Source organism: Nocardiopsis sp. NPDC006832, assembly GCF_040635885.1.
GTDB lineage: Bacteria > Actinomycetota > Actinomycetes > Streptosporangiales > Streptosporangiaceae > Nocardiopsis.
The window spans coordinates 68,810-88,463 of the sequence record NZ_JBEYLC010000004.1; the positions used below are offsets into that span (position 1 = coordinate 68,810).

Consider the following 19,654-nt stretch of genomic DNA (forward strand, 5'->3'; position numbering starts at 1 on the left):
CCCGTCCCAGGAGAGAACACATGACCGCGAACAAGACCACCCTGGGGGTGCTCGCCGCCGGCGCAGCACTCACCCTGACCGTCACCGCCTGTGGCGGTGAGGCGGACGGCGCCGCCGACGAGGGTGGACTCACCCCCATCACCGTGGGCGTACTGCCGATCACCGCGGTGGTCCCGCTCTACCTGGGTGTGGAACAGGGCCTCTTCGAGGAACAGGGTCTGGACGTGACCATCGAGACCGGCGGCGGTGGCGCCACCACCGTGCCCCGTGTGGTCAGCGGCGAACTCGACTTCGCCTTCGGCAACCTCGCCTCGGTCATCATCGCCCGTGAGCAGGGACTGCCCCTGACCGTGGTCGCCAACGGCATGACCACCACCGGCGACGCCGCCACCGACTACAGCGCCCTGGTCGTACCGCCCGACAGCGACGTCACGAGCGCCGCCGACCTCGACGGCGCCACCGTGGCCATCGACAACCTCAACAACATCGGCGACACCTCCGTGCGCAACTCGGTGCGCGTGGCCGGTGGCGACCCCACCGACCTCGAATTCATCGAACTCGCCTTCCCCGACATGCCCAGCGCCCTGAGCAACGGCCAGGTCGACGCCGCCTGGGTGGTCGAGCCCTTCCTGACCATCGCCCTGGAACAGGGCGCCACCGAGATCGCCGGCAACTTCGTCGACCTGCACGAGGACCTGTCCATCGCCGCCTACTTCACCGGCGAGGAACTCCTCCAAGGCGACCCCGAGACCGCGGACGCCTTCACCGAGGCCATGGACGCCTCCCTGGCCTACGCCGAGGACAACCCCGACGAGGCGGCCCAGATCCTCACCACCTACACCGAGATCGATGAGGCGATCATCGACGACCTGCGCTGGCCGCGCTTTCCCACCGAGATCGACACCGACGCCGTGGCCACCCTCGCCGACCTGATGGTCACCGACGGCATCCTCGACGCCGACCCCGACCTGGACACCCTCATCCGATGAGCACCGCCACCACTTCGGCCCCGACCCCGGGTGGCACCCGCCGCCCGGGCGCTCGGGCGCGCACCGCACCCAATCGGCCCCTGCTCGGTCTCCTGGGCGTCGCCGTCTTCCTCCTGCTCTGGGAAGCCACGCCCCGCCTGGGCGTGGTGCCCGAACGCTACTTCCCGCCCGTCTCCGAGGTCCTGACCACCCTCGCCGAACGCGCGCTCACCGCCCCGTTCTGGCAGGCCGTGGGGCACACCCTGTACGGATGGGCCCTGGGGCTGGCCATCGCCTTCGTCGCCGCCGTCCTCCTCGGCTTCGCCCTGGGAGCGGCACCACGCGTGCGGGCCTTCACCACCTCCACCGTCGACTTCCTGCGCCCCATCCCGTCGGTGGCCCTGATCCCGCTGGCCGTGCTCATGTACGGCACCGACATCCGCTCCACCCTGCTCCTGGTGATCTACGCCTGCTTCTGGCTCATCTACATCCAGGTGCTCTACGGGGTCGCCGACGTCGACCCGGTCGCCGAGCAGACCGCCCGTTCCTACGGACTGGGACGTCTGGCCCGCATCCGCCACGTCGTGTGGCCCACCACGCTGCCGTACCTGATGACCGGGCTGCGCCTGGCCGCCGCGGTCGGACTCATCCTGTCCATCACCGCCCAGCTCATCATCGGCTCACCCGGCATCGGACAGCAGATCACCACCGCCCAACAGGGCAACGCCATCGCCCTGGTCTACGCCTGGATCATCGCCACCGGCATCCTCGGCGTGGTCATCAACATCGGTGTGCGCGCCCTGGAGCGTCGAGTCCTGCGCTGGCACACCTCCGTGCGCGGGGAGGCCACCACATGAGCCGCACCACCCTGGGCGAGTCCACGCCCCCCACCCACACCCCGCCGACGAACCCGACCGAACAGGAGAGCCCCGTGGCCCGCACCCGGCGGCGCCGCCCCGGCGGCCGAGGACCGGCCGGCGCGGCCCTGCGCACCGCGCACGTCCTGCTCCTACCCGCCGTGCTCATCGGCGTGTACTGGGCCTTCACCGCACAACCCGGCGCCGGCTTCTACACGCCCACCCCGTCCGCCATCGGCACCGCCTTCGTCGAACTGTGGTTCTCCGAGCGGTTCTTCGTCGACGTCCTGCCCAGCCTGGGCCGCCTCGCCATCGGCTTCGCACTGGCCGCCCTCATCGGAGTCGGCCTCGGCGTCCTCCTGGGTCTGGACGCTCGCGTACGCGCCGCCATCGAACCCGTCCTGGAGTTCCTGCGCGCCATCCCGCCGCCCGTCCTGGTGCCGTTGATGATCATGCTCGCCGGCATCGACGACACCATGAAGATCACCGTCATCGTCTTCGGGTGCGTGTGGCCCGTCCTGCTCAACACCGTCGAGGGCGTGCGCGCCGTCGACCCCGTCCTGTCCGACACCGCGCGCTGCTACGGCATCACCGGCACCACCCGCCTGCGTGTGCTCATCCTGCGCTCGGCCAGTCCCCAGATCATGGCCGGCCTGCGCCTGGCACTGGCCCTGGCCATCATCCTCATGGTCATCAGCGAGATGTTCGCCAGCTCCAGCGGCCTGGGCTTCGCCATCGTGCAGTTCCAGCGCACCTTCGCCATCCCCGAGATGTGGGCCGGCATGGTCCTGCTCGGCATCATCGGCTTCCTGCTCTCGGCCCTGTTCGAACTCGTCGAAGGCCGCGTCCTGGGCTGGTACCGCGGCCTGCGCGCCGCACACCGGGGAGAGTGACCCATGACCAGCACCCACGAACACGCCTCGCACCACCTGGGAGAACGCCCCACCATGCTCAAGGTCACCGGTCTGCAGAAGATCTACAACGGGGGCGCCACGGCGGTGGAGGCCGTGCGCGACCTGACCTTCGAACTCGCCGAAGGCGAACTCGTCTGCCTCGTCGGACCCTCCGGCTGCGGCAAGACCACCCTGCTCAAGTGCATCGCCGGCCTCATGGCCCCCACCAGCGGCACCGTCGAGCTGGACGGACGGCCCGTTCTCTCACCACCACCGGGCATGGCCGTGGTCTTCCAGGAATATGGACGCAGCCTCTTCGCCTGGATGAGCGTGCGGGACAACGTCGAACTCCCCCTCAAGGAGAAGAAGCTCCCCAAGGCCCGCCGCGCCGAACTGGTCACCGAATCACTCGCCGCGGTCGGCCTGACCGACTTCGCCGACGCCTACCCCTGGCAGCTCTCCGGCGGCATGCAACAGCGCGTGGCCATCGCCCGCGCCGTGGCCTACGAGCCGCAGGTGCTGCTCATGGACGAACCCTTCGCCGCCGTGGACGCCCAGACCCGAGCCGACCTGGAGGACCTGGTCCGCCGGCTCTGGAAGCGCCTGGGCGTGACCGTCCTGTTCGTCACCCACGACATCGACGAAGCCGTCTACCTGGGCGAACGCGTCCTGGTGCTGTCCAACTCACCTACAGTCGTCCAGGACGACATCACCGTGGACCTGCCCGCCGAACGCGACCAGCTCACCACCCGCCAGGACGAACGCTTCACCCACCTGCGCGCCCACGTCTACGCGCAGATCCAACAGGCCAAGAAGGGCACCACCGAACCCGCCGCCTAGGGCCTGACCCCTCCGAACGGCCGCATCACCAACGAAACACAAGGAGCCCATCGTGAGCCTGCTCGACGCCGACAAGTTCACCTCCGCCGTCTTCACCGGCACCTGGACCCCGGCCAAGGGAGGCGACACCGAGGTCGTCTCGCCCTCCTCGGGCACCGTCCTGGGCCGCATCGGCATCGCCGACGCCGACGACGTCCACGAGGCCGCCGAACGCGCGGCCAAGGCCCAGACCGGCTGGGCCGCCACCTCCTTCGAGGAACGCGCCGCCATCCTGCGCCGGGCCGGAGACATCCTCAACGCCAACGCCGAGGAGATCTCGTACTGGTTGAGCCACGAGGGCGGCGCCGCCGCCGGCATGGCCGGCTTCCAGGTACACGTGGCCTCCGAGGAGTGCTACGAGGCCGCCGCCCTGGCCTCCCAACCGCACGGCGAGATCCTGCGCACCGCCAAGCCGCGCCTGAGCTTCTCCCGCCAGGTGCCCGTGGGCGTGGTCGGGGTCATCGCGCCCTTCAACGTCCCGCTCATCCTGGGCATCCGCTCCGTGGCCCCCGCGCTGGCCGTGGGCAACTCCGTCATCCTCAAGCCCGACCCGCGCACCGCCGTCTGCGGTGGCGCGGTCCTGGCCGAGGTGTTCCGTCAGGCCGGAGTCCCCGAAGGCGTCTTCCAGGTCCTGCCCGGCGGCGCGGAGGCCGGCCAGGCCCTGGTCGCCACCCCGCCCGTGCGCGTCATCTCCTTCACCGGATCCACCCCGGCCGGACGCAAGGTCGGCGAGGCCGCCGCCCGCCACCTCAAGCGCGCCCACCTGGAACTGGGCGGCAACTCGCCCCTGGTCGTCCTCGACGACGCCGACGTGGACGCCGCGGCCTCCATCGGCGCCTGGGGCTCCTTCCTGCACCAGGGGCAGATCTGCATGACCACCGGCCGCCACCTGGTGCACGAGTCGATCGCCGACACCTACGTCGAGAAGCTCGCGGCCAAGGCCGAGGCCCTGGTGGTGGGCAGCACCGAAAAGGACGGTTCCGCACTCGGACCCGTCATCGACGCCGGTCAACGCGACAAGATCCATGGGCTGGTGACCGACAGCGTCGAGGCCGGCGCCGAGCTGCGCGCCGGTGGCACCTACGACGGCCTGTACTACCGGCCCACCGTCCTGGACCGGGTCACCCCGACCACCGCGGCCTACGCCGAGGAGGTCTTCGGTCCGGTCGCCCCGGTGGCCCGTTTCTCCACCATCGACGAACTCGTCGAGATCGCCGGTGCCACCGAGTACGGGCTGTCCTTGGGCGTGATCACCACCAACCCCATGCGGGGGCTGGAGATCGCCGATCGCATTCCCAGCGGCATCGTGCACATCAACGACCAGACGGTCGACGACGAGGCCGTGGCGCCCTTCGGTGGCGTGGGCGACTCGGGCACGGGCTCGCGCTTCGGCGGCACCCGCGCCAACATGGAGGCCTTCACCGAGACCCAGTGGGTGACCATGCAGGCCGACCCCGCCCGCTACCCCTTCTAGATCGACCGGCTCGTTTCGGGGCCCGGCCGGGCCCCGAAACGACCCGAGTCACCCGCGTTACCCGTGCTGAGCACGGATCCCGTCGAGGAGGAAGTCGGTGCGGCGGTCGTACGCGTCCCGGGACGGGCGGGTGCCGTGTTTGAGGGCGAGCGCGTTGTCGACGATGAGCGCGTGGAGATCCTCCGTCGTGAACCCGGGTCGTAGGGTTCCACAGGCGTGACCGGCCGCGACGAGTTCGTCGTTGATCTCTCCCGCTGCCCGACAGATGTCCATGAGCTGCCGTGAGTGCGGGTACTCCTGCAGCAGGACGTCGTTGGCGGTGGGTTGGCGGTACTGCAGATCGCGGATCGCGGTGAGGTAGTACGCGACCCGCTCTCCAGCTCCTTGGAGGGAGCGCGCGTGGTCGATGACGGCGTGGAGCTCGTTCGCGACGACCTCTTCGATGACGGCCTCGATGAGTCCGACCCGGCCACCGAACCGGTTGAAGATCGTGGCCTTGCTCACCCCCGCCGCCTTGGCCACCTCTTCCAACGGCACGCTCAGACCCCGCCCCTGGAAGGCGTCGATCGCGGCACGGCGGATCTGCTCCGTGTTGCGCCGGGCGTCGGCGCGCAGCCGAGGCTTCGGGGGTGTCCCATCCGTCATGTTCCCCACCGTCCCTCGCCACCGCCACCGTAATTTGACTCGTGGGGTCAGGTTATCTAGCGTCGACGACGGAAGCGAAATTGACCCCACTGGTCAACTTGTGCGACGGCGTGCCGCCGGGGTGCCCACCAGTGCGGGCACACAAGGAAGGGCCGCGAACATGATCGTCGTCACCGGTGCCACCGGCTCCCTCAACGGGGCCACCGTCGAGCACCTCCTCAAGCGCCTGCCGGCCGATCGGATCGGCGTCAGCGTGCGCGACGTCGCCAAGGCGCGGCACTTCGCGGACCGCGGTGTACGCGTACGACAGGCCGCCTACGATGACCCGGCCGCCCTGCGCCACTCCTTCGCCGGCGCCGACCAGGTGCTCCTGGTCTCCGGCAACGACCCGACGGCCGACATGGTGGGCCTGCACCGCAACGCGATCGAGGCGGCGGTCGCGGCCGGCGCCCACAGGATCCTGTACACGAGCCAACAGGGCGCCACGACCGAGGGCCCCTACCCACCGGCGGCCATCCACGCCGCCACCGAGGAGATCCTCGCCGGTTCGGGGGCCGCGTGGACCTCCTTGCGCAACGGCTTCTTCACGCACGACTTCGAAGCCATGCTCGGACCCTGGCGACGCACCGGGACGATCGCCGCCCCGGCCGACGGGCCCGTCCCGTGGACCGCCCCCGCCGACCTGTCCGAGGCCACTGCGTTCGTTCTCTCCGGTGACCGCTCCTTCGACGGAGCCATCACCCTGATCTCCGGTGAGGCCGTCACCCTCGACGACTTCGCCGCTCTCCTCTCCCGCCTCAGTGACCGCACCATCGAACGCGTCGTCGTGGACGACGAACAGTGGGTCGCCGATCAGGTGGCGAACGGTCTTCCGGAGCAGGCGGCCCGCTTCATGCTCACCATGTTCCGCGCGACCCGCGAGGGTTACTTCGCCGAACAGGATCCGCTGTTGGCCGAACTCCTCGGTCGTGAACCCCGAGGCGTCGCCGCCCAGCTCGCGGAGCAGATCGCCGTCTGAAGGGCTCGGGCGACCGATCGAGGGCGAGCGCCACGGGATTCATCGCCGTGGAGATTCCTCCCGAGGAGACCATTCCGGCCGATGGTCGGGGTGGTCGGAGAACGGAAGGGCGAGCAGGGGAAGAACGACTTCCTCGTACTCGCGGAGCAGAGCCTCCCCTTCCGGATGTTCGACCAGGTCGGCGTGGAGCAGTTCGTACCGTTCGATGAGGCGCCTGGTGGACTCCAACCTCCTCAGGGCGTGCGCGGGGTCGTTCCGGACGATGTGCTCCGAGCGCGCTCGCTCTCCTGGACCGCCTTCGCCGGAGGTCGGCGCCACGGTCTCGCCGTCGGCGGACTCCACACGGCCCGACCGGGCCGACCACGTCCGCGCGGCGGAGGAGGCTCCAGCGGCGAGCGCGCCCCGCCAGTGTTCGTCCATCCGCGCCCGCAGGAACGAGACCAAAGCGTCCAACGAATCCCCCTGATCGTCTCGGTGTTCCCTGACGTTTCCGACCGTCGAGGGAACACCGGCCCGGACCATCCCTGGAAAACCCTACAGCGGGTTTTCGGAGTCACTTCGATCGGATGTGGGGTCGAGGGTCGGTTCCGTCGCCCCGGGCTCGGGTCCGGGGCGAGCGGTTCGCCCAACACGCTCCCCGCTCGACCTCACGGCCAGGGCCACCGCGCCCATCACCGTCAGCACGACCACGAGCCCGCCCCAGACCATGGGCTGAGTGATGAGCATGTCCCCGGACTCCTGCCCGGGTGTCCTCCCGCCGTCCCGGCCGGTGACCGTGACCAGCAGGACCACGACCACACCGGCCGCGGCCAGCAGCCGACCGCCCAGCCGCAGCAGGGGACCGGCGCCACCGCCGAGTGCGGCCCGGGTGAGCCTCTCCTCGTGTCGTAGCGGTGTCAGCAGCCGTGCCAGGAACAGCAGGGCCACCGGGAGCTGCAACCCCCACACGATGGTGCGGAACCAGCCGTCGAACCACACGTTGGTGCCGTACAACAGGGTGTGCCACGCGCTCAGGACGTAGACCAGGATGACGAACCGATGCAGTACCCGCCACAGGCGCGAACCCGTCCACGCCCGAATGTAGAACGACAACCCGAGGGGGATCGCCAGGTAGAGGGCGATCAGGCCGAGGAGGATGGCGACCTGGCCGGTGCCGGTCGCGTACCCGCCGGGGACGAAGACGTCGACGAAGGCCGACCACACCAGCCGTGCCGGTGACAGTCCGTCCTCGTTCTGGCGGAGCAGCTCCAGGAAGAACGCCAGGGCGTGGGCGAACATCAGCCCGATGGTGGTGATGCTGGTGACCCGGTGCCAGTGCTCCAGACGGGCGTGGGAGACCGGCGACCAGGACACCGGTCGGGTCGAGCGCAGCAGTCCGAGCATGACGGTGATCCACGCCCACAGCATCGCCGACCAGCCGAAGGCCTGGCACGCCCAGTACAGCCAGTACATCCGAGCGTCGGCCAGGTGCGGCATGACCTCCAGGGTCGCCGAGGTGCCGTCGTCGATGCGCTGATACAGGACCACGAAGATCACCGCGGTCACCACCAGTGCGGCGGTGGAGTCGAAGAGCAGGTTGCGCAGGTCCGCGCGCAGTGTTCGGCGGTCGAGCCGGGGCCGGGGTCTGGCGGGGGAGGACATGGTGGCTCCAGGTGAGGGGTGGGCGACCGGTTCCGAGGCCGAGGGGAGGCCGGGGAGGGAACACGGACCGAAATGGCACGCTAGCGGAAAGTCGGCGCCGGGCCCAGGCCTGTTGAACGCTCAATCATTATTGGGAGGGCGGGATGTCCTCTGTGAGCTGGGAAAATTCCATGCAAGCGCTTACCACAAAGAAAGCGCTTGCCAGGTCTTGGCGTATGTCCACTACTCGTCGGAGCAGACCTCGAAGTCGCCCCATCCCCGCTCGGTGCCCTGCCAACTCGAACGGTCGTGGGAATCGACGGACTCCCCGTCCACGGTGACACCGTCATCCCGGTAGTGACCGACATGATGGTCGACCGCGCCGTCGCCCTCGGTCTGGAACACCTGCAACTCGGCTCTGCCGTCACCATCCGGGTCAGCGGCCCGTGCCCCGTACACGAACCCCTTGAAGTCGATGCGAAGGGGGCCGACCCTCTCACTGGTCAGATCCTGGGCCAGCGGCCCGAAGTGCACTTCGTGCACCGGCATGTCCTCCACCGGATCGTCGCCCAGGTGCGGCGTCGCGAAGAACAACGCCAGGTCCACGTAGCCGTCACCATCGAAGTCCCCGAGGGTGCCCCGCGCCTCCCGCTTCGGATCCTCCGAACCCGCGTAACCCAGCCTGGCCAAGGCGTCGTCGAGGTCGGCCTCCCACGAGTCCCCGCCGCCCTCGACGGTGATCACACCCTCCCGAGCCGGGTCGCGCACCTCGTCCAGGTGCCCGTCGCCGTTCACGTCGGCGCGCAGCACCGTGCCCTCGGAGTTGGCGCACACCGCCATCGGGGCGTGGTCTCCGGGTCCGGGGGCGGCGGGGCCGGGTTCGATTCGCTCCGACGAGAACGTGAGCCAGGTGAACCCGGCGATGGTGAGCAACCCGAGCCCGGACACGGCGGCGATGCCGAGGAAAAGGGGGCGTCTTTGCGGTGGCGGGGGGAGCGCGCCGGTTCCGGGCGGAAGGGGGGTCGACATCCCGACACCGTAGACGGGCGCGAGGACCCGACTCAACCCATGGCACCCCCGGCGGGCGCCCGACGTCCGAGAGCGCTCCTCCCGGCGCTCCGACACCACACGGTCGACCGTACGATCGAGCGCATGGCCAACGAACACCACCACTCCCTCACCTCCCTCGAACGGCGCCTGGACACCTGGGCGAACGGGCGTTTGGAAGCCCTCCAAGGGCGCGTGGGCGGGGGAGTGCTGGAGTTCGTCGTCTTCACCGTCAAACAGGCCTGGGCGTGCGTCTTCGGCGCCGCCATGCTCGCCCTGCTGGTCGCCACCCACCTGTGGTACCCCGAAGGCGTCGCGCTCTCGCGCAGCGATGCCCTGGTCATCGGAGCGGTCGCCATCCAGGCGCTCATGCTGCTCCTGCGCCTGGAGAGCGGACGAGAGCTCTGGGTGATCGTGCTGTTCCATCTGGTCGGTACGGCCATGGAGATCTTCAAGACGTCCGTGGGCTCCTGGGAGTACGGCGGCGACGGGCTGCTGTGGATCGGCGGGGTACCGCTGTACACGGGGTTCATGTACGCCGCCGTGGGCTCGTACATGGTGCGCGTGTTCCGCCTGTTCGACCTGCGCTTCGACCACTACCCGCCACGTTGGGCCACCGCCCTGCTCGGCCTGGCGATCTACCTCAACTTCTTCGGCCACCACTACCTGTTCGACGCCCGCTGGGTACTGCTGGTCCTCATCGTGGTCCTGTACGCCCGCTGCACCATGCACTTTCGCGACCACCGATCCCGACCCTGGCGCCGCATGCCCATCCTGGCCGCGTTCGGCGGCGTGGCCTTCTTCATTTGGGTCGCCGAGAACATCGCCACCGCCGCCGGATCCTGGATCTACCCCCACCAGGCCGACGGCTGGCAGATGGTCTCCCCTGCCAAACTGGTCGCCTGGCTGCTGCTGATGATCATCTCCGTGGTGCTGGTGACCTTCGTCTACCGCCCCCGCCCCCTGCACACCCCACCGCAGGACCACGAACTCACCCGGTGAAAATCGCCAGGCCCGCCGAGGGTGGCGAACGGGTCAGCGCGGAGTGGTCTCGTCAGCCGCCTCCATGGTCCCGCGTTCGCGCAGCAGGGTGTGGGCGAAGTCGATCGCCTCGGGGGTGCTGTCGAATACCGAGCCTCGCTCGAACAACCGGGCGCCCGCGCCCAGTGCGGTCAACGCCCGTGTGTGATCGGGCCGCACCCCCGACAACAGCACGCAGATTCCGCGTCGCTCCAGACGCTCGATCGCGTCGCCCAGCACCAAGGCCCCGGTGGCGTCCACCGTGCTGACCCGCGACATCCGCAGGATCACCACGGACACGTCGGCCACCTCGGTCAATTCCAACAGGAATCGGTGCGCGGCGGCGAAGAACAAGGGCCCGTCCAGCCGGTAGGCGACGATGTGCTCGTCCAACAGGGCACGTTCCCGCGCACCGTGGTCACCGGGCGGCCCCTGGGACAACTCCACCCGGTTCAGTCGGGCATCGCGCGACACCGCGCGCAGTGCCAGGAACGCGGTGACCGCCATCCCCAGCAGCACCGCCGTGACCAGGTCCAAGGCCAGGGTGGCCACCGCGGTCAGCACCAACACCACGGCGTCGCCTCGGGTGGAACGCATCATCGCGCGCACCGACCCCACCTCGACCATCCGCACGGCAGTGGCCAACAGGACACCGCCCAGCGCGGCCAACGGCACCAGCCCCACCAGCGGGGAGGCGAGCAGCACCACCATGGCCAACACCAGGGCGTGGGAGGCCGCGGCCAGGCGACTGTTGGCGCCCGAACGCACGTTCACGGCCGTGCGCGCGATCGCGGCGGTCGCCGGCACGCCACCGAAGATCGGCACGACCACGTTGGCCACGCCCTGCCCGAAGAGCTCACGGTCGGGGTCGTGCCGTTCGTCGACGCGCATTCCATCGGCCACCGTGGCCGACAGCAACGACTCCAGAGCGGCCAGCGCCGCCACCGCCAGGGCCGCGCTCATCAGCGGGCCCACGGCGGAGGGATCCAGGAACGACAGGGAGGGCGTGGGAAGGCCGGCGGGCAGGGCTCCGATCGTGGGCGTGGACAACGGACTCAGGTGCACCAGCAGGGTCGCGGCGGCCACCGCCAGCAGCGAGAACGGCAACGTGGGTCGCCACCTGGCCCCCACCAGCATCACCGCGGCCACGCCCAGGGCGATGAGCAGGGGTGTCCAGTCCGGGTCGGCGCTGAAGTCCCTGACCAGGGAGAGCGCGCCGGCCAGGACGTTGTGCCCCTCCGGTTGGGGCAGACCCAGCACGAACGGGGCCTGTTGGAGGGCGATGACGACGGCGATGCCCAGAGTGAACCCCTCGATCACGGGTGCGGGAACGTAGCGCATGTACCGTCCGCCCCGTGCCCAGGCCAGGACCAGCAGGATCAGCCCCGCCATCATTCCGACCATGAGCACACCCGTGGGCCCGTGCACGGCCACGATGGGCACCAGCACCACGGTCATCGCTCCGGTGGGTCCCGAGACCTGGAGGTTGGAGCCACCGAAGACCGCGGCCAGGAACCCGGCCACGATCGCGGTGACCAGCCCGGCCTGAGCGCCCAGTCCGGAGGAGATACCGAAGCCCAGGGCCAGGGGCAGCGCGATGATCGCGACCGTCACCCCGGCGAGCAGGTCACGGCCGGGGGAGCGGCGCATGGTGGTGAAGTCGGAGCGCCGGGGCAACAGCGCGCGAGTGTTCGTCCACAACCTCCGCCTGATGCCCCGGGAGTGAGTCGTCTGTGCCATCTCAGCCCTCACGCAGCTCTGCCAACAGTTCCTCACGGCCGGTGCTGAGCTCGGTGAGGATACGGCGGGCGGCGCCCAGGAGGTCGGCGACGTCGGCGCCGGCCAGCTCGTAGACCACCGTGGATCCCTCTCTGCTGGAGGTCACGATGCCCGAACGGCGTAGGACGGAGAGCTGTTGGGAGAGGTTGGAGGGCTCCACGTCCACGTCGGCCAAAAGGTCACGGACGGCCTTGGGGCCGTCCTGGAGCAGTTCCAGGACGCGGATGCGGACGGGGTGGCCGAGCATGCGGAAGAACTCCGCCTTGGCCTGGTACAGGGGACGGTGCACAGTGGACCTCGGGTTCGGGGACGAGACGATCACATCCACCATATGTTGAATTGAAGAAATCTTCATATCGTCATGGTGTGAACTCGACGGCCGGACGATCACCCGGTGAGGCCCGGAAGCACCTCGGGACCCACCCGGCGCACGTACTCGCGGAACAACTCCACGGCCGGGGGCTCGTAACCACCGCCCGAACCCTCACGGGGCCACACGATGCCCACCGGCCGCTCGGCCTCACCATCGATGATGACCAGCTCCACCGTGCCGCCCAGCGGACCCCTGGGGCGGGCCGGCAGCACCGACACCCCCAACCCCGCCGCGACCAACCCCCGGGCCGTACTGATGTCGTCGGCCTCGAATGCCACCGTGGGCGTGAACCCGGCCCGATCGCTGAGCCGATCGGTCAGATGCCGCACCCCCCGACCCGGCTTGAGCAGGATGAAGTCGTCGCGCGCCGCCGCCAACGACACCTCACCCCGCCCGGCGAGCGGGTGCCCCTCGGGCACCACCAAACGCAGGTACTGGGTCTGCAACACCTGGGAGACCAGCCCCTGGCCCGAGGGCAGGGGAGAGGTCAACGCCAGGTCCGCGCCGCCCGACGACAACCGCCGCAGCGACTGCGCCCACGGTTCCTGGGTCAGGGTGAAACGCACCCCCGGGTGCTCGGCGCGAAAACCCCGCAACAGCACCGGAACCACCTCCACGCCCAGCGTGGGCAGGAACGTCAACGCCACCCGGCCCTCCTCGGCGCCGGTGAGCTCGGCCACACCCTGGCGCAGATCCTCCAGCGACCGCTCCACGTGCGGGAGCAGTGTCCGCCCCGCCCGGGTCAGTCGGATCCCACGCCCGGTGCGTTCGATCAACGCGATGCCCAATTCCTCCTGAAGTCGGGCCAAAGCCCTGCTCAGCGTGGGTTGTGGCATGTTCAGGGCCGAGGCCGCGTGGGTGATGTGCTCGGTCTTGGCGATGGCCGACAACATCCGCAATCGGGGCGCCAACACCTGGGTCAGGTCGCCGACCTCAACGCTATCCATGCAGATCAGTATGCATGAACGTGAAAGCATGCATTGGACGTATGAAAGCGGGCTTCCTAGCGTTGAACCATGACCGTGACCAGCGCACCGCCTTCGACCGACCCCAGACCCAGGGCCGGCACGTCCGCCTATCGGCGCACGGTCATCGCCCTGATCGCCGCGGCCGTCGCCACCTTCGCCCAACTGTGGTCGGTCCAACCGATCCTGCCCGCCATCGCCGCGGGGTTCGGCACGTCCGCGGGACAAGCCGCGCTCACCGTCTCCCTGGCCACCGGCGGCCTCGCCGGCTTCACCCTCATCTGGAGCGGTGTCGCCGACCGCATCGGCCGCGCGCGCGTCATCGGTCTCTCCCTCCTGCTGGCCATCGTGCTGGGCACCGCCGCGCCCTTCGCCACCGAACTCTGGACACTCCTGCTCCTGCGCACCCTCCAGGGCGCCGCCCTGGGCGGGGTCTCGGCGGCCGCCGTGGCCTACCTCGCCGAGGAGATCCACCCCCGCGACGCACCCAAGGCCACCGGCCTGTACATCGCCGGCAACCCCCTCGGCGGCATGGGCGGACGCCTCCTGGCGGGCTTCGCCGCAGAACACGGCGGCTGGCAGTGGGGGATCGCCGCCAACACCATCCTGGGCCTGGTCGCCCTCGTGGTGTTCGTCCTCGTCCTGCCCCGACAGACCAAGGGCGCGCCCACCACACGCCCCACGTCGACCGACGACACCCTCGGCATGGGCAGCCGACTCAAGGCCGCCATGACCACCCCCGGCCTGGTGCCCATGTACGCCCAGGCACTCCTGTTGATGGGCGCGTTCATGGCCGTGTACAACGTCCTGGGCTTTCGCCTCACCGACGAACCCTTCGGGCTCTCCCAGGCCGTGGCGTCCCTGCTGTTCCTGTCCTACACCGCCGGCATGCTCGGCTCGGGGCTGGCCGGATCGGCCACCCTGCGCTGGGGACGCTACGGGGTGCTCACCACCACCACCGTCCTACTCCTGATCGGACTCGGCGGGCTGTTCACCACCTCAGTGATTCTCCTACTGGCCACCCTGTTGCTGCTGACCTTCGCGTTCTTCTGCGCCCACGCCACGGCCTCGGCCTGGGTGGGATCCCACGCCACCACCGGCCGCGCGCAGGCCACGGCCGTCTACACGCTCGCCTACTACCTGGGCGCGAGCCTGTTCGGGTGGTTGGGAGGCGTGGTCTACGACGCCGTGGGCTGGAGCGGGACCGTCGCCTTGGCGATGGCCCTCACCGTGCTCGCGGGCCTGTGCGCCCTGCGCCTGCGCCGACTCTCGACCACCTGAGCCCCCCACTCGTGAGCGCTACATCGGACGCACCGTGAGGCTCTGCTCGGCCCGGCCGACCTGCCCTCGCCGATCGTGCAGGGCCGAACTGGTCAGCCCCAGCCCCGTGGGACCGAAGGCCACCGTGGTGTCCAGCCCGACCCACTCGCCCTCCGGCTGTCGGAACAGGTGCACGGTGAGGTCGACGTTGGGGAACATCCACTCCGTGGGCAATTCGCGCACCGCGACACCGTTGGCGGTGTCGAGCAGCTTGACGAAGGAGGCCACCGGCCCGGCCTTCTCGCCCGCCACCAGTTCCACGTCGGTGGAGAGCCACGCCGCGCCACGTCCCGGCACGGCGGGAGCGATCGGCCGCGCGTCCAACGAGGCGATGTAACCACCGGGCCAGATCTCGCTGAGCGGCTTCTTCTCCAGGCCCTCCGGATCGGGCAGGGGATCGGCCGCGCCGCCCTCGACCGCGCCGGTCTCGCCCGCCACGAGCGACCACGCCCGCGCCCGCACGGCGGTGCGGTCCCCGATCTGGACCAACGCCTCGACCAGCTCGATGGTGCGCCCGGGGCGGATGGTGTTCACCTCGACGTGGCACTCGTCCATCGCCAGCGTGCCCAGGATGTCGAAGCCGATCCGGGAGAGTTGTAGTCCCCGCTCGGCGGTGTGGGTCTCGATGGCGTGGGTGATGAGACCGCCCAGTGGGCTGAAGTGCTGCTCGGCGGTGTTCCAAGCGCCGCTGACGTGCTCGGTGGGAACGAAGCGGTCGTCGCCCACTCGGACGAAGTAGGCGTTCTGGGACTGGGACAAGGAGTTCTCCTGCGCTACGGGGCCATGCCGAGTGCATCATCTCCGATGCTCACCCGGCCGGGACCCGCCACCCCCCCCACGAGCCGCCGAAGCCCCACCGAGTCCCCGCCCCATCGGTTCCGGTCGTGGTGTTCAGGCGAGCACCCCTTCGACCACGCTCACCCCGCGTCCTGGCACGATGCGGTTCAGACGGAGCCCGGCACGCTCGAACAGTTCCGCGAACCGGCTCGGGGTCCGCTGCTCCCCACCACAGTGCACGAGCATGCTCAGGTCCATGAACCTGGCCGTCCGCGCCGGCTCGGTGCCCTGGGGCATCACCACTTCGGCGAGCAGGACCCGCCCGTGGGGGAGCATCGCCCGGCGGCAGTGCGTGAGGACCTTGGCGGCGTCGGCGTCGTTCCAGTTGTGGATGACGCTGGCGAGCAGGTAGGTGTCACCACCGACCGGCACCGCGTCCAGGAAGTCACCGCCCTCGACACGGCAGCGCTCGGAGAGTTCCCCGCCAAGGAGCGCGGGTTCGGCCCTCGCGATGACCTCGGGCCGGTCGTAGAGCACGCCCCGCAGGTGTGGATTGGCCGACAACACCAAGGACAACAGGCGCCCGCGCCCGCCCCCGACGTCCACCAACAACTCGCTGGGACCGAAGTCGTAGTCCTCGGTCAGGGATCGGGTGAGCTGCGCGGAGATGTCGCTCATGCCCTGGTCGAAGAGCGCGGCGACCTCGGGGTGACGACGCATGTACTCCCAGACGGGAACACCGTGGACGGACTCGAACACCGGACCTCCCACACGCACGGCGTCGGCCAGGTGGGCCATGGTGGACCGCTCTGTCGGGCTCCCCAACCAACGGGCGTACCCGCGCATGGACGCGGCGGAGTCCTCCCGTAGCGCCTCGCCCAGGTCGGTGAGGGCGAAACACCGCTCCGGGGACTCCCGGACCAGTTCCAGATCGGCGCAGGCGCGCAGCAGTCGGTGAAGGGCCTCGGCGTCGGCGTCGACCCGAGAAGCGATCTCTGCCAGGGGCGAGGGTTCCCTGGACATGGCATCGGCGACGCCGAGCTCGGCCGCGGCGCCCACTGCCGCCGCGACCCAGCTGGAGGTGATCAGCTCGAACAGCCGGACGGCGGAGACGTCGAGCGGAGCGGAAGTGGTGGGGAGCGTCACGGGGGTGGATACCTTTCGCTGATTTCCTCGAACGGAGGTGTTTCTGAGGGCGGAACGGCCCCGGGAAACCGAGCGACACGTTACATTACTCCAGGTGGTTGACCCAATACAGAAAGTGGAGATTCCTGTGGAGGTCCCTGAACCCGAACTCCAGGACCAGGGTCGGCGGACGCTGCGTGTACTGAGCACACGACGGGCCGTCCGCTCCTTCAACGACGAATCCGTGCGGGACGAGCTCCTGGATCCCCTGCTGGACAGCATGCTCGCCGCACCCTCCGCCTCCAACAAACAGGCCTGGGCCTTCGTCGTCGTACGACGACCGCGAACCCTGCGCCTGATCCACGCCTTCGCCCCGGGCATCATCGAACGCCCGCCGCTGATCGTGGCGGCCTGCTTCGACCACGGGCGGTCCGTGGGAGGAGGCGCCTGGGACGAGGGCATGCTCTGCGTGGCGATGGCCGTGCAGAACCTCCTGCTGGCGGCACACGCCCTCGGACTGGGCGGGTGCCCCACCGCCAGCTTCCGCAAGAGCCCGGTGCGCAGGTTCCTGAGACTGCCCCAACACCTGGAGCCACTCCTCCTGGTGTCGATCGGACACCCGGCCCCGAACCCGCGCACCACCGCACCCCGACGCGACCGGAACGAGGTGATCAGTCATGAACACTGGGGCTGACCAGTGCCGAATCGACGAGGAACTGTTGTTGCTCGCGGCCTACCTGATCAGCAGTGGCCGAGGCCTGCTGGAGGAACCCCGTGACTACGGGCCACTGCGTTGCCTGGACGCCGCCCGCCGCGTCCTGCGCCTGCGAGCCAGGACCGGTGGAGACCAGAGCCCGGAACTGACCTCCCTGAAGGAGCGCATGGACGAGGTCATGTGCGGTGCGATGGTCGATCGGGACCTGGCCGCCCTGCTCGACGAACTGTGTGATCGACTCGCCGCCGTCGTGGAGGAACCCGGTGCCGTCACCGCCTGAGAGCCCACGCCTGAACGACACCGAGGAGGTCTTTCAGGCCCGGCCCTTCACCCCCGCCTGCGGACGCCTCGTCGAACGCGGAGAGCACGCGCTCATCGGGATCAGCGCCGGCAACGGCTACTTCAGCCAACACAGGATCGCCCAACTCCTGGAATGGACGGGCCGGCGCTTCGGCGCGGTCGACCTGCTCTACGCGGACCTGCACATCGACACCATGCACCGGGCGGCCGGCGCCGAACAGGCACAGGCCTCCAGACGGGCCTGCCGGTCGCTGAGGGACGTGCGCCGGCGGATTCGACGCGCGATGGAGGCGGTGCGGGTACCCGCGCGGGTTCGCTGCCTGGCGTTGTCGGAGACCGTGGACACCCCCGGCTACCGATCGGCCAACGAACGCGTCGAACGGGCGATGAGGGAGGACTCGGCGGTGGGGCGCGCCTGCGAGGAGCACGTCCGGCGGATCATCGCCCCCGAACCGGACCCGGACGGAGCCCGGTTCCGAGCCGGTCTGTCCTACCTGCGAGCGGAACTGCCCTTCCTGCTCAACACCCCGGAGGTCCTGTCCGTGGACACCTCCGTGTGCTGCTACCACGATCTCCTCCCGGTCCTGGTGGGGCTGCGAAGGGAGACCTCCTGCCTGCACCCCGGGCAGGGACACCTCGTGCTCAAGCCCCTCACGACACCGTCCAACTGAGCGGGGCCCCGACACCTGTCGGGGCCCCGGCTCGGTCACGACACCGGACGCACGTCCATGATCGACTCACCGTCCGGAACCCGACGCACCTCGTGCAGGGACAAGCCCACCGAGGCGAAGAGCGCCTCGTACTGTTCACGGGTGCGCAACGGAGCCCCATAGAGCACGAACATGCTCAGACTCATGGCCTCCAGGAACTCGCTCGGTCGCTCCCGCTCTGGGAGGTGACCCACGATCAACAAGCGCGAGGCCGACCCCATCGCCTCCCGAACGTTGCCCAGGATCAGTGCGGCGTCGGGATCGGCCCAGTTCTGCATCACCCGCGCCGCGAGATACACGTCCGCGCCCCGGGGCACCCCCTCGAAGAAGTCGCCACCCATGACCGAGCACCGATCCTCGACCCCCGCCTCACGGAGAAGTGGAGGAGCGCCCTCCACCACGTGCGGAAGGTCGAAGAGGATTCCCCGCGCAGACGGGCACGCGCGCAGCACGGCCGCGATCGTGGCGCCCTCACCACCGCCCAGATCCACCACCGTTTTGGTTTCCGACAGATCGATCTCGCGCAGCAACGGCGCGGCCAGGGCGGAGGAGTTCATGGCCCGGTTGAACACTGCGGCGGCCGCCTCCCGCTCACTCAGGTAGGCGAACAGCTCCTGACCGGTGTGGATGGCGAAGGCCGAGCGGCCCGAACTCACCGAGTGGCCCAGACGAGTCCAGGCCTGGAAGAAGTCGCTGTGCGTGCACATGCGGAACAGGTCCCGCAGCCCTTGGGGATCGTCGATACGCAGATGATCGCCCGCCGGACTCAAGGTGAACACTCCCGGGTGGGGTTCCTCGACCAGCCCGGCCGCGAGTGCCGCGCGCACGAGGACCAGCAGGCGTTCCTCGGGGACACCGAGCTCCCGCGCCACTTCTTCGAGGGGGCGCGGGGAGCAGGCCAATTCCTCGACGGCACCGAGCTCGATCAGTGCGGCCACGGCGTGCATCAACATCGCGGAGGAGACGATCCTGGCCAGGGGCCGGTCGGTTCGTGCGGGCAGGGTGGTGTCCGGGCGCTCCACAAGATTCCCTTCGGTGGTTCCATTGTCACGGAAGGTGACGATGCCAGTTCGAAGGGTGTGGCGTGAGGTCTTTCGTGAGAGAGGGGTCCCGGCCCCGCACCTGGTTTCGGGGTCGGCCGAAGCGATCGTGATCAGGTTCTTCTTCTG

21 protein-coding genes are annotated in these 19,654 nt (G+C 69.5%); 11 read left to right on the plus strand and 10 right to left on the minus strand.

What is annotated here, in order from left to right; translation table 11 throughout:
- Window positions 1–20: 20 nt before the first annotated feature.
- From ABZ717_RS03095 to ABZ717_RS03115, 5 genes are read left to right on the plus strand one after another with little or no spacing between them, the layout of a single operon-like run.
- Window positions 21–989 carry an ABC transporter substrate-binding protein gene (locus ABZ717_RS03095; RefSeq protein WP_358504714.1) on the plus strand — a complete coding sequence of 323 codons (969 nt, stop codon included), beginning with the start codon at window positions 21–23 and terminating at the stop codon, window positions 987–989.
- Window positions 986–1,825 (plus strand): ABC transporter permease, encoded by an 840-nt coding sequence (locus ABZ717_RS03100; RefSeq protein ID WP_358504717.1) that lies wholly within the window; start codon window positions 986–988, stop codon window positions 1,823–1,825. The genes ABZ717_RS03095 and ABZ717_RS03100 overlap by 4 nt, the downstream gene beginning before the upstream one ends.
- Window positions 1,822–2,718 (plus strand): ABC transporter permease, encoded by an 897-nt coding sequence (locus ABZ717_RS03105; RefSeq protein ID WP_358504720.1) that lies wholly within the window; start codon window positions 1,822–1,824, stop codon window positions 2,716–2,718. Before ABZ717_RS03100 ends, ABZ717_RS03105 begins: the two co-directional genes overlap by 4 nt.
- A 54-nt stretch (window positions 2,719–2,772) precedes the next feature.
- On the plus strand, window positions 2,773–3,558 hold the full coding sequence (locus ABZ717_RS03110) for an ABC transporter ATP-binding protein (protein WP_358505025.1): 786 nt from the start codon (window positions 2,773–2,775) through the stop codon (window positions 3,556–3,558).
- 52 nt (window positions 3,559–3,610) lie between these two features.
- Window positions 3,611–5,071 (plus strand): aldehyde dehydrogenase family protein, encoded by a 1,461-nt coding sequence (locus tag ABZ717_RS03115; RefSeq protein WP_358504723.1) that lies wholly within the window; start codon window positions 3,611–3,613, stop codon window positions 5,069–5,071.
- A gap of 57 nt (window positions 5,072–5,128) precedes the next feature.
- Here the strand turns inward: ABZ717_RS03115 and ABZ717_RS03120 are convergent, their stop codons facing one another.
- Window positions 5,129–5,716: a TetR/AcrR family transcriptional regulator gene (locus ABZ717_RS03120; protein WP_358504725.1), complete on the minus strand. Its 588-nt coding sequence runs from the start codon at window positions 5,714–5,716 to the stop codon at window positions 5,129–5,131.
- 160 nt (window positions 5,717–5,876) lie between these two features.
- On the opposite strand from ABZ717_RS03120, the gene ABZ717_RS03125 reads away from it, so the two are divergent.
- Window positions 5,877–6,734 (plus strand): NAD(P)H-binding protein, encoded by an 858-nt coding sequence (locus tag ABZ717_RS03125; RefSeq protein WP_358504728.1) that lies wholly within the window; start codon window positions 5,877–5,879, stop codon window positions 6,732–6,734.
- Window positions 6,735–6,773: 39 nt separating this feature from the next.
- On the opposite strand, the gene ABZ717_RS03130 is transcribed toward ABZ717_RS03125, so the two are convergent.
- The 3 genes from ABZ717_RS03130 to ABZ717_RS03140 form a co-directional block, all read right to left on the minus strand.
- Entirely contained in the window at window positions 6,774–7,187 is a 414-nt protein-coding gene (locus ABZ717_RS03130; RefSeq protein ID WP_358504731.1) for a DUF6221 family protein, read from the minus strand.
- A gap of 81 nt (window positions 7,188–7,268) precedes the next feature.
- Window positions 7,269–8,375 (minus strand): ferric reductase-like transmembrane domain-containing protein, encoded by a 1,107-nt coding sequence (locus tag ABZ717_RS03135; protein ID WP_358504734.1) that lies wholly within the window; start codon window positions 8,373–8,375, stop codon window positions 7,269–7,271.
- A 222-nt stretch (window positions 8,376–8,597) separates the two neighbouring features.
- Window positions 8,598–9,383 carry a hypothetical protein gene (locus ABZ717_RS03140; protein WP_358504737.1) on the minus strand — a complete coding sequence of 262 codons (786 nt, stop codon included), beginning with the start codon at window positions 9,381–9,383 and terminating at the stop codon, window positions 8,598–8,600.
- A gap of 123 nt (window positions 9,384–9,506) precedes the next feature.
- Between ABZ717_RS03140 and ABZ717_RS03145 the strand changes: the two genes are divergently transcribed.
- The gene (locus tag ABZ717_RS03145) at window positions 9,507–10,403 is read left to right on the plus strand and encodes a DUF817 domain-containing protein (RefSeq protein WP_358504740.1); all 897 of its coding nucleotides are present in this window, start codon (window positions 9,507–9,509) and stop codon (window positions 10,401–10,403) included.
- Between the two features lie 33 nt (window positions 10,404–10,436).
- Here the strand turns inward: ABZ717_RS03145 and ABZ717_RS03150 are convergent, their stop codons facing one another.
- From ABZ717_RS03150 to ABZ717_RS03160, 3 genes are all read right to left on the minus strand, one after another.
- Window positions 10,437–12,071 carry a SulP family inorganic anion transporter gene (locus tag ABZ717_RS03150; RefSeq protein WP_358505028.1) on the minus strand — a complete coding sequence of 545 codons (1,635 nt, stop codon included), beginning with the start codon at window positions 12,069–12,071 and terminating at the stop codon, window positions 10,437–10,439.
- A gap of 91 nt (window positions 12,072–12,162) precedes the next feature.
- Entirely contained in the window at window positions 12,163–12,489 is a 327-nt protein-coding gene (locus ABZ717_RS03155) for a metalloregulator ArsR/SmtB family transcription factor (RefSeq protein WP_157090978.1), read from the minus strand.
- Window positions 12,490–12,587: 98 nt separating this feature from the next.
- Window positions 12,588–13,520, minus strand: coding sequence for a LysR family transcriptional regulator (locus tag ABZ717_RS03160; RefSeq protein WP_358504744.1), 933 nt, complete (start codon window positions 13,518–13,520; stop codon window positions 12,588–12,590).
- 69 nt (window positions 13,521–13,589) lie between these two features.
- On the opposite strand from ABZ717_RS03160, the gene ABZ717_RS03165 reads away from it, so the two are divergent.
- Entirely contained in the window at window positions 13,590–14,819 is a 1,230-nt protein-coding gene (locus tag ABZ717_RS03165) for an MFS transporter (protein ID WP_358504747.1), read from the plus strand.
- Window positions 14,820–14,837: 18 nt separating this feature from the next.
- Here the strand turns inward: ABZ717_RS03165 and ABZ717_RS03170 are convergent, their stop codons facing one another.
- Window positions 14,838–15,617 carry a thioesterase family protein gene (locus ABZ717_RS03170; RefSeq protein WP_358504750.1) on the minus strand — a complete coding sequence of 260 codons (780 nt, stop codon included), beginning with the start codon at window positions 15,615–15,617 and terminating at the stop codon, window positions 14,838–14,840.
- Window positions 15,618–15,749: 132 nt separating this feature from the next.
- Window positions 15,750–16,781 (minus strand): methyltransferase, encoded by a 1,032-nt coding sequence (locus tag ABZ717_RS03175; protein ID WP_358504753.1) that lies wholly within the window; start codon window positions 16,779–16,781, stop codon window positions 15,750–15,752.
- 172 nt (window positions 16,782–16,953) lie between these two features.
- Between ABZ717_RS03175 and ABZ717_RS03180 the strand changes: the two genes are divergently transcribed.
- From ABZ717_RS03180 to ABZ717_RS03190, 3 genes are read left to right on the plus strand one after another with little or no spacing between them, the layout of a single operon-like run.
- On the plus strand, window positions 16,954–17,454 hold the full coding sequence (locus tag ABZ717_RS03180) for a nitroreductase family protein (protein WP_358505031.1): 501 nt from the start codon (window positions 16,954–16,956) through the stop codon (window positions 17,452–17,454).
- On the plus strand, window positions 17,438–17,755 hold the full coding sequence (locus ABZ717_RS03185) for a DUF6092 family protein (RefSeq protein ID WP_358504756.1): 318 nt from the start codon (window positions 17,438–17,440) through the stop codon (window positions 17,753–17,755). The genes ABZ717_RS03180 and ABZ717_RS03185 overlap by 17 nt, the downstream gene beginning before the upstream one ends.
- On the plus strand, window positions 17,739–18,446 hold the full coding sequence (locus tag ABZ717_RS03190) for a tRNA-dependent cyclodipeptide synthase (protein ID WP_358504759.1): 708 nt from the start codon (window positions 17,739–17,741) through the stop codon (window positions 18,444–18,446). The genes ABZ717_RS03185 and ABZ717_RS03190 overlap by 17 nt, the downstream gene beginning before the upstream one ends.
- Window positions 18,447–18,481: 35 nt before the next feature.
- On the opposite strand, the gene ABZ717_RS03195 is transcribed toward ABZ717_RS03190, so the two are convergent.
- On the minus strand, window positions 18,482–19,507 hold the full coding sequence (locus ABZ717_RS03195; protein ID WP_358504762.1) for a methyltransferase: 1,026 nt from the start codon (window positions 19,505–19,507) through the stop codon (window positions 18,482–18,484).
- Window positions 19,508–19,654: the final 147 nt, after the last annotated feature.

Excerpts from the sequence above, each read along its gene's own strand:
- ABZ717_RS03120 (WP_358504725.1), bottom strand. The coding sequence starts at position 5,716 with ATGACGGATGGGACACCCCCGAAGCCTCGGCTGCGCGCCGACGCCCGG.
- ABZ717_RS03100 (WP_358504717.1), top strand. The coding sequence starts at position 986 with ATGAGCACCGCCACCACTTCGGCCCCGACCCCGGGTGGCACCCGCCGC.
- ABZ717_RS03160 (WP_358504744.1), bottom strand. The coding sequence starts at position 13,520 with ATGGATAGCGTTGAGGTCGGCGACCTGACCCAGGTGTTGGCGCCCCGA.
- ABZ717_RS03135 (WP_358504734.1), bottom strand. The coding sequence starts at position 8,375 with ATGTCCTCCCCCGCCAGACCCCGGCCCCGGCTCGACCGCCGAACACTG.
- ABZ717_RS03095 (WP_358504714.1), top strand. The coding sequence starts at position 21 with ATGACCGCGAACAAGACCACCCTGGGGGTGCTCGCCGCCGGCGCAGCA.
- ABZ717_RS03110 (WP_358505025.1), top strand. The coding sequence starts at position 2,773 with ATGCTCAAGGTCACCGGTCTGCAGAAGATCTACAACGGGGGCGCCACG.
- ABZ717_RS03165 (WP_358504747.1), top strand. The coding sequence starts at position 13,590 with ATGACCGTGACCAGCGCACCGCCTTCGACCGACCCCAGACCCAGGGCC.
- ABZ717_RS03185 (WP_358504756.1), top strand. The coding sequence starts at position 17,438 with ATGAACACTGGGGCTGACCAGTGCCGAATCGACGAGGAACTGTTGTTG.
- ABZ717_RS03150 (WP_358505028.1), bottom strand. The coding sequence starts at position 12,071 with ATGCGCCGCTCCCCCGGCCGTGACCTGCTCGCCGGGGTGACGGTCGCG.
- ABZ717_RS03145 (WP_358504740.1), top strand. The coding sequence starts at position 9,507 with ATGGCCAACGAACACCACCACTCCCTCACCTCCCTCGAACGGCGCCTG.
- ABZ717_RS03105 (WP_358504720.1), top strand. The coding sequence starts at position 1,822 with ATGAGCCGCACCACCCTGGGCGAGTCCACGCCCCCCACCCACACCCCG.
- ABZ717_RS03140 (WP_358504737.1), bottom strand. The coding sequence starts at position 9,383 with ATGTCGACCCCCCTTCCGCCCGGAACCGGCGCGCTCCCCCCGCCACCG.
- ABZ717_RS03125 (WP_358504728.1), top strand. The coding sequence starts at position 5,877 with ATGATCGTCGTCACCGGTGCCACCGGCTCCCTCAACGGGGCCACCGTC.